Annotated in this window: 9 protein-coding genes; 6 read left to right on the top strand and 3 right to left on the bottom strand. The window is 70.6% G+C overall.

Annotation, left to right across the window (positions count from 1 at the left end):
- Positions 1-227 precede the first annotated feature (227 nt).
- A complete protein-coding gene (locus FPZ12_RS45050; RefSeq protein ID WP_144762648.1) occupies positions 228-455 on the bottom strand; it encodes a hypothetical protein in 228 nt (75 codons plus the stop codon).
- Positions 456-641: 186 nt separating this feature from the next.
- Here FPZ12_RS45050 and xylA point away from each other — a divergent pair, with 186 nt between their 5' ends.
- Both xylA and FPZ12_RS45040 read left to right on the top strand, forming a co-directional pair.
- Complete coding sequence (gene xylA, locus FPZ12_RS45045; RefSeq protein ID WP_144762644.1) at positions 642-1,820, top strand: xylose isomerase; 1,179 nt, start codon at positions 642-644, stop codon at positions 1,818-1,820.
- A 34-nt stretch (positions 1,821-1,854) separates the two neighbouring features.
- Positions 1,855-3,036: an ROK family transcriptional regulator gene (locus FPZ12_RS45040; protein ID WP_150980811.1), complete on the top strand. Its 1,182-nt coding sequence runs from the start codon at positions 1,855-1,857 to the stop codon at positions 3,034-3,036.
- A 495-nt stretch (positions 3,037-3,531) separates the two neighbouring features.
- Here FPZ12_RS45040 and FPZ12_RS45035 read toward each other — a convergent pair whose 3' ends face one another.
- On the bottom strand, positions 3,532-4,140 hold the full coding sequence (locus FPZ12_RS45035) for an NIPSNAP family protein (RefSeq protein WP_144762496.1): 609 nt from the start codon (positions 4,138-4,140) through the stop codon (positions 3,532-3,534).
- A gap of 43 nt (positions 4,141-4,183) precedes the next feature.
- Here FPZ12_RS45035 and FPZ12_RS45030 point away from each other — a divergent pair, with 43 nt between their 5' ends.
- Genes FPZ12_RS45030 through FPZ12_RS45015 form a run of 4 tightly spaced genes read left to right on the top strand, consistent with a single transcriptional unit; the run spans position 4,184 to position 7,028 of the window.
- Complete coding sequence (locus FPZ12_RS45030; RefSeq protein WP_144762494.1) at positions 4,184-4,618, top strand: winged helix-turn-helix transcriptional regulator; 435 nt, start codon at positions 4,184-4,186, stop codon at positions 4,616-4,618.
- Between the two features lie 45 nt (positions 4,619-4,663).
- On the top strand, positions 4,664-5,083 hold the full coding sequence (locus tag FPZ12_RS45025; RefSeq protein WP_166463125.1) for a MarR family winged helix-turn-helix transcriptional regulator: 420 nt from the start codon (positions 4,664-4,666) through the stop codon (positions 5,081-5,083).
- A gap of 8 nt (positions 5,084-5,091) precedes the next feature.
- On the top strand, positions 5,092-5,658 hold the full coding sequence (locus FPZ12_RS45020; protein WP_144762489.1) for an isochorismatase family protein: 567 nt from the start codon (positions 5,092-5,094) through the stop codon (positions 5,656-5,658).
- Positions 5,655-7,028 carry an MFS transporter gene (locus FPZ12_RS45015; protein WP_144762486.1) on the top strand — a complete coding sequence of 458 codons (1,374 nt, stop codon included), beginning with the start codon at positions 5,655-5,657 and terminating at the stop codon, positions 7,026-7,028. Before FPZ12_RS45020 ends, FPZ12_RS45015 begins: the two co-directional genes overlap by 4 nt.
- A 27-nt stretch (positions 7,029-7,055) precedes the next feature.
- On the opposite strand, the gene FPZ12_RS45935 is transcribed toward FPZ12_RS45015, so the two are convergent.
- Positions 7,056-7,226 carry a hypothetical protein gene (locus tag FPZ12_RS45935; RefSeq protein WP_166463124.1) on the bottom strand — a complete coding sequence of 57 codons (171 nt, stop codon included), beginning with the start codon at positions 7,224-7,226 and terminating at the stop codon, positions 7,056-7,058.
- Positions 7,227-7,380 lie beyond the last annotated feature (154 nt).

Below are 7,380 nucleotides of genomic sequence, written 5' to 3'. Positions count from 1 at the left end.
GGGCGACGGCGCGAGCCGCGCGCGAAGTCAGCGGCCGGTGCGCATGTTGGCCTCCACCGTGCGCGTGTTGGCCGCCAGCGTGCGTGCGTTGGCCGCCAGCGCACGCATTTTGGCCGCCGGGCGCGGCGGGCCAGGGTGCGACGGCGCGAGCCGTGGAGGGTCGGGGCGGCCGTGCGCACGGGTTGGCAGCCGGGGCGCGACGTGACGGGCCCGTCCCGCGCGCGAAGTCAGCCGCCGGTGCGCATGTTGGCCTCCACCGCGCGTGTGTTGGCCACCAGCGTGCGTGCGTTGGCCACCACCGTGCGCGTGTTGGCCTCCACCGCGCGTGTGTTGGCCACCAGCGTGCGCATGTTGGCCACCAGCGTGCGTGCGTTGGCCACCACCGTGCGCATGTTGGCCACCAGCGTGCGTGCGTTGGCCACCAGCGTGCGCATGTTGGCCACCAGCGCACGCATGTTGGCCGCCAGCGTGCGAGTCCGCCTGCACGGGTCAGCCCTCCTTTGCGCGAGTGACCCGCCGCACCCCTGTCGTGTTCCCAGCGGCTTCCCTTACCCGGCCCAGCTTTCGCCCCCAGGCACCTTGACTGCACTCCACCCCCGGAATAAGTTACTCGGCAAAACAAAATCCGAGGAGGAGCGGCGATGGTGCGGCAACCGGTGGCTGAGGACAGGTTCTCGTTCGGCCTGTGGACCGTGGGGTGGACCGGCACGGACCCCTTCGGCGGGCCGAGCAGGCCGGCGCTGGATCCGTGGGAGTACTCGGACAAGCTGGCCGAGCTGGGCGCGTGGGGCATCACCTTCCACGACAACGACGTCTTCCCCTTCGACGCGGACGACGACACGAAGAAGCGCATCGTCGGCAGGCTGAAGGACGCGGCGGACAAGGCCGGGCTGGTGATCGAAATGGTCACCACCAACACGTTCAGCCACCCTGTGTTCAAAGACGGCGGGCTCACCGCGAACGACCGCGGCGTGCGAAGGTTCGGGTTGCGCAAGGTGCTCAAGGCGGTGGATCTCGCGGCCGAGGTCGGCGCGAGCACGTTCGTCATGTGGGGCGGGCGCGAAGGCGCGGAGTACGACGGTTCGAAGGACGTGTACGCGGCTTTCGAGCGCTACAAGGAAGGCCTCGACACCGTCGCGGGCTACATCAAGTCCCAGGGCCACCAGCTGCGGATCGGCCTGGAGCCCAAGCCGAACGAGCCGCGCGGCGACATCTTCCTGCCCACCGTCGGGCACGCGCTCGGCCTCATCGCGCAGCTCGAGCACGGCGACATCGTGGGCCTCAACCCGGAAACCGGGCACGAGCAGATGGCCAACCTCAACTACACGCACGCGCTCGGCCAGGCGCTGTGGAGCGGGAAGCTGTTCCACATCGACCTCAACGGGCAGCGCGGCCTCAAGTACGACCAGGACCTGGTGTTCGGCCACGGCGACCTGATCTCCGCGTTCTTCACCGTGGACCTGCTGGAGAACGGCTTCCCCGGCTACCCGGACGCGCCCCGCTACACCGGCCCGCGGCACTTCGACTACAAGCCTTCGCGCACGGAATTCCTCGACGGCGTCTGGGAATCCGCCCGCGCCTGCATGTCGACGTACCTCATGCTCGCGGACAAGGCGAAGGCGTTCCGGGCCGATGCCCGCGTGCAGGACGCGATGAAGTACTCCGGCGTCTACGACCTGGCGCAGCCGACACTGGCCGAAGGCGAGACGGTGGCGCAGCTCCTCGCGAGCGACGACGGGTTCGACCCGGAAAAGGCCGCCGAGCGCGACTACGGGTTCGTGAAACTGCAGCAGCTCGCGATCGAGCACCTCCTGGGCTGAAATAGTTCACCAGCGAAACAGATACGATCCCGGAATGCCCGGACAAGGATCCCGCCAGTCGACCCTGCGCACGAGCAACCTCGCGCTGGTGGCCAAGACGGTGTGCGCCGCGGCGCGTCCGCTCTCGCGGGCGGACGTCGCCGCGGCCACTTCGCTGGCCCGCGCGACGGCGTCGCGGCTCGTCGACGAACTCGTCGCGGGCGGCGTCGTCGCCGAGACCGAGCCGGGCAGCGCGACCGGCCGCGGCAGGCCCGGCACTCCCCTCGTCCCGGGCGCCCGGCTGGCCGCGCTCGGGTTGCAGGTGAACGCGGGTTTCCTTGCGGCGCGGGTGATCGACCTGCGTGGCCGGGTGGTCACCGAGGCCACGGAGTACGACGATTTCGTGGCCAGCGACCCCGTCCCGACGCTCACCCGGCTCAGTGATCTCGCGGCCCGGGTGTGTGACGGAATCCCCGCCGGGGTGCGGCTCGTCGGGGCCGGGCTCGCGTTGCCGGGGTTGGTGGCGGAGGAAACCGGGCTGTTGTTGCGCGCGCCCAACCTCGGCTGGTCGGACCTGAAACCCGCCGAGATGGTCGAGCCGGTCGCGGGGCTGACCCTGAACGTGGGCAACGAAGCCAACCTCGCGGCCCGCACGATCGCCGCCGTGGCGCCGGGACGGCCCGGCGAGTTCGCGGATTTCGTTTACCTGTCGGGAGAAATCGGCATCGGCGGCGCGGCGGTCATCGGCGGCGAGGTGATGTCGGGGCGGCACGGGTGGGCGGGCGAGATCGGGCACGTGTGCGTCGACCCGGCCGGGCCGCGATGCCGGTGCGGGGCCTCGGGGTGCCTCGAAACCTTCGCCGGGCGCGACGCGATCCTCGCCGCCGCGGGGCTGAGCCCGGCCTCCACCCCGGCGGAACTGGCGGAATTGGCCGCAGGCGGGGACAAGCGGGCCCGGGCGGCGTTGTCCGCCACGGCGCGGGCCCTCGCGCTCGCGCTCGCGGGTGTGGTGAACGTGCTCGACATCCCGACGGTGGTGCTGGGCGGGCACCTCGCGCACCTCGCCGAACTGCTCGCGCCGGAAGTGGAGGCGCACCTCGGCGAACGCGTGCTGTCCGCCCGCTGGGCCCCGCCCCGGATCGAACCCGCGGGCCCGCTCCTGGCCCCCGGCGCGACCGGCGCCGCCTACCGGGAATTGGCGGGCGTGCTGGCGGATCCCACGCCGTGGCTGGGGTGACCGTACGTACGGTCAGCGCGGCTTGGGGGGTTGATGGAGGCCGGGTTTGACGCTGAGGTGGGAGAGGGTGCTGTCGCGGCGGGTTGATAGGGCGCTGAGGGCGGTGGGGCGGTGGGGTTAGCGCGGCGACGAGGTCAGCGCCGAGGCGAGGGCGGCGCGCCGACGAGGTCGGTGCTGCGGTGGGGTCAGCGCGGCGGTGGGGTCGGTGCTGCGGTGAGATCGGTGCCGCAGTGAGGTCGGCGCCGCAGTGAGGTCGGTGCCGCGATGAGGCTGGCGCCACGGCGATGTCGGCGCGGCGGTCGGGTTAGCGCGGCGCCGAGGCTGACGCGACGGCGAAGCCCGTGCCGCGATGAGGCTGATACAGCGGCGAACTAGCGCGGCGGCGAGGTCAGCGCGGCGCCGAGGCGAGGGCGGCACGCGCGACGGACACCGCCTCTTCGCGAACCATCCCACCTTCCCCGACCCCGCATCATGGCTCGGCAAACACCGAAAACCTCACCACAGGGGCGAAATCGCCGTGGGGAGGGCGATCGTCGAGGTCGCACGGTCGATGCTTTCCGGGCCGTTCCGCGGCGGCCAGATGCCGCGTTCGTACGATTCGCGGCGGATGTCGAGGCGCGCGTTGAGGTCCGGGAACGGCCAGATGTGCGTGATCCGCGGCACGCCGTCGAGGGCGTACATCGTGATGGTGAGCGGGTACATCCGCGTCCGCTCCGGCACGGCTTCGCGCCAGCCCTCCATCGTCGGCGCGAGGCCGCCCATCTTCAGCTCGTACGTCCGGAATTCGTAGACGCTGCCGTACTTCCCCGGCCGCACGTCCGGCAGGAACGGGAACTTCTCGTACGTCTCGAGCCGCATCCCGGTCAGGTCTTCGCCGATCCCGAACGGGTCCGCGCTGAACAACTGCCGCCGGCGCTCCTCGGCCAGCTCCTCCGCCGACTCGAACCCGCGCAGCACCAGCAGCCGCGTGATGATCTCCCCGATTTCGGTCTCCCAGCAGCCAAGCAGCGTGCCGGGCGCCTTCGTCGTGGCGGCTTCGATTCCGGACAGGGCGCGGGGCACCGAGCGAAGGCGCAGCGACAGCGTGGCCAGTTCGTAGATCATGCCGGTCAGAGTACTACTATTTTACAAGTACTACGATGGCACTATGAGTGTGAGCCGGGGAACACAAGGCCGCGAGCTGTTCGCGCTACTCGGGGAGCGCTGGAACTACGCCATCCTGCGCGAGATCTTCTACGGCGCAAGCCGGTTCGGCCCCCTGCAACGGGCGCTCGGCATCGCCCCGAACATGCTCACATCCCGGCTCTCACGCCTGGTCGAACTGGGCCTGCTGGACAAGGTGCCCTACCGCGACGACAAACCCTGGTGCGACTACTCCCTGAGCGAATCGGCGCGGGCGATCGTCCCCGCCTGGATGGTGCTCGCGCAGTGGGCCGAGGCGAACCTCCCGGACGGCGACCGCGCGGAGCGCGCCATCCGACACACCGCCTGCGGGCAGACCACGCACCCCGTCCTGAACTGCGACGCGTGCGGAAAGCCCATGGAGGCAAGGGAAATCACGCCGGCCGAACCCGAGGTATGAAGGCAAACTTTGTAGGTAAGCTTCATATCTGCTAACCTGGAGTCCGTGACCGACACGGCGGATTTGGCGCAGTCCCTGCGCGAGGTATTCGGCCGCGCCCAGCGCGCGCTGCGCGAACAGAGCGGCCGCTTCGGCCTCACCCCCAGCCAGGCCGAAGCCCTGGGGTATGTCCTGCGCGACGGCCCGCTGACGATCACCGCCCTGGCGAAACGGCAGAGCGTCCGTTCGCAGTCGATGGGCGCCACGGTCGGCGTCCTGCTCGAGCAGGAGCTGGTGACGGTCACGCCCGACCCCAGCGACGGCCGCCAGAAGGTCGTCACCGTCACCGAGAAGGCCCGGGCCCTGGTCGCGAAGGGCCGCAACGCGCGCACCGACTGGTTCGCGAAGCAGCTGGACACGCTCTCGCCGGGCGAGCTGCGAACCCTTGCCGAGGCGCAAAAACTGCTCGGCCGGATTTTCCCCTAAGGAGCCCCATGCCCATCAAAACCCTCGACCCGAAGACCGCCCTGATCGTCATCGATCTGCAGGCGGGCAGCGTCGGGGCCGACATGGCGCCGCACCCGGCCGCCGACGTCGTCGCCCGATCCGCCCGGCTCGCCGACGCCTTCCGCCGCCACGGACTGCCCGTCGTTCTGGTCAACGTCGCCGCGGCGCCCGGCGTGCGCACCGACCACAATCCGGAAGGCACGCCCTTCGAGCTGCCGGAGCAGGCGCTGCCCGTCGTGCCCGAACTGGGCGAGCCCGACAAGCTGATCACCAAGCGCACCCCGGGCGCCTTCACCGGCACCGGCCTGGAGGAGTACCTCCGAGGCCAGGGCGTCACGCAGGTCGTCGTCACCGGCGTCGCCACGGGCGACGGGGTCGCCGCCACCGTCCAGCAGGCGTTCGAGCTCGGTTTCCACGTGACCACCCCGATCGACGCGATGGCCGACCCCGACCCCGGCCGGCACGAGTTCTCGGTCACCCACCACTTCCCGCACCGCGCCGAGACCGGCAGCACCGACGATCTCGTGACACTGCTCGCTGCGAACGCGCGGTGACCGGGGCCGGGACTCTCCCGAAGCGCCCGTTCTCGTGGCGTTTCACCACTCCCCTGTATCTGGCCTCGATCCTCAACCCGGTCAACAGCTCGCTGATCGCGACCGCGCTCGTCCCGATCGCCCAGGGCATCGGCGTCTCGATCGGACAGACCGCCGCCCTCGTGACAGCGCTCTACCTGGCCAGCGCGGTGGCACAACCGACGGCGGGAAAGGCCGCGGAGGTGTTCGGGCCACGCCGCGTCCTGATCGCCGGAATCCTCGCCGTCGCCGCGGGCGGGCTGGTCGGCGGGATCGCCCAGGATCTGCTCACGCTGCTGATCAGCCGTGTCCTGATCGGGCTCGGCACGTCCTGCGCCTACCCGACCGCGATGGTGCTGATCCGCGAGCGCGCTCGTGACGCGGGCCTGGACCAGCCGCCGGGCGCCGTGCTCGGCGGGCTCCAGATCGCCGGTGTCGCAACAGCATCGCTCGGCCTTCCGGTGGGCGGGCTGCTCGTCAGCGTCTGGGGCTGGCGCGCCGTTTTCCTCGTGAACCTCCCCGTCGCGCTCGTGACGCTCGTCGCGGCGCTGGCGTGGGTCAAGGCGGACGGACCGTTGGCACGGCGCGGTTTGCGCGAAATCGTCGCTCGGCTCGACGTGGCGGGAATCCTCGGTTTCGCCGCCGCGATGCTGGCCCTGCTCGTCTTTCTTTTCGAACTCCCGACGGCGCACTGGTGGATCCTGGCGCTCTCGGTCGTGTTGTGGATAGCCGAAATCCTGTGGGAACTGCGGGCGGCCAGCCCGTTCATCGACGTACGCCTGCTGGCACAGCGCCCCGCGCTGACGAACACCTACGTGCTCTTCGGGCTGGTCATGCTCTGCCAGTACGTCGTGCTCTACGGCGTCACGCAGTGGATCGAGGCGGTGCGCGGGTACAGCGAGTCGGCATCCGGCCTGCTGCTCCTGCCGATGACGCTCGTCTCCGGGGTGGTCATCGCGGTGATCTCACGCCGGAACCTGGTGCGGGGCCCCGTGATCGCCGCCGCCGTGATCGCGCTCGCGGGCTCCGCCGGGGTGCTCCTGCTCGACTCGGACGCGTGGATCGGCCTCGTCGCCATCATCACGTTCCTGTTCGGCGCCTCGACCGGATTCGCCGTCGCCGGCTACCAGACAGCGCTCTACACCCACGCCCCGCCCGAACAGCTCGGCACCGCGTCCGGGCTGTTGCGGACCTTCGGCTACGTCGGCTCGATCGCCTCGTCCGCCATCACCGGCATGGTCTTCCACGAGCGGGTCAGCGACGGCGGGCTGCACCTCATCGCCTGGATCATGATCGGCGTCAGCCTGGTCCTCACCGTGCTCACCCTCGCCGACCGCAGCCTGCGGTCGTAACGCTTACCCCGCAAGGGAAATCCCGGACTACTCCGGCTTTTCCTCTCGTGCGGCCGAATCCGCGTCGCTCGCTTCCTGCGCTTCGCCGCCCTCGGCGGGGTCCACGACCCGGGCCTGCTTCGCGGCCTCTTTCGCGTCCGCGATGGCACGCCGGGACTCGACGAGGTCCGCGGGTTCCACTCGGGGTTTTTCGGGCATCGGGCGCTCCCTCCACTCCCCCGCTGGCTACCACGAACCCCGCCGGGCAAACGGGATGCCGGTGAGCTGCCTGTCGTGTCCTGCTACCAGGGTTCGTCGAAATCTTCGTCGTCGTCCTGGGCGGGACGCGGCCGGCGGGCGGCGGGTCGCGGGG

Origin of the sequence: Amycolatopsis acidicola (assembly GCF_007713735.2) — a bacterium.
GTDB classification, from domain to species: domain Bacteria; phylum Actinomycetota; class Actinomycetes; order Mycobacteriales; family Pseudonocardiaceae; genus Amycolatopsis_E; species Amycolatopsis_E acidicola.
This window is presented reverse-complemented; position numbering and strand designations above follow the sequence as displayed.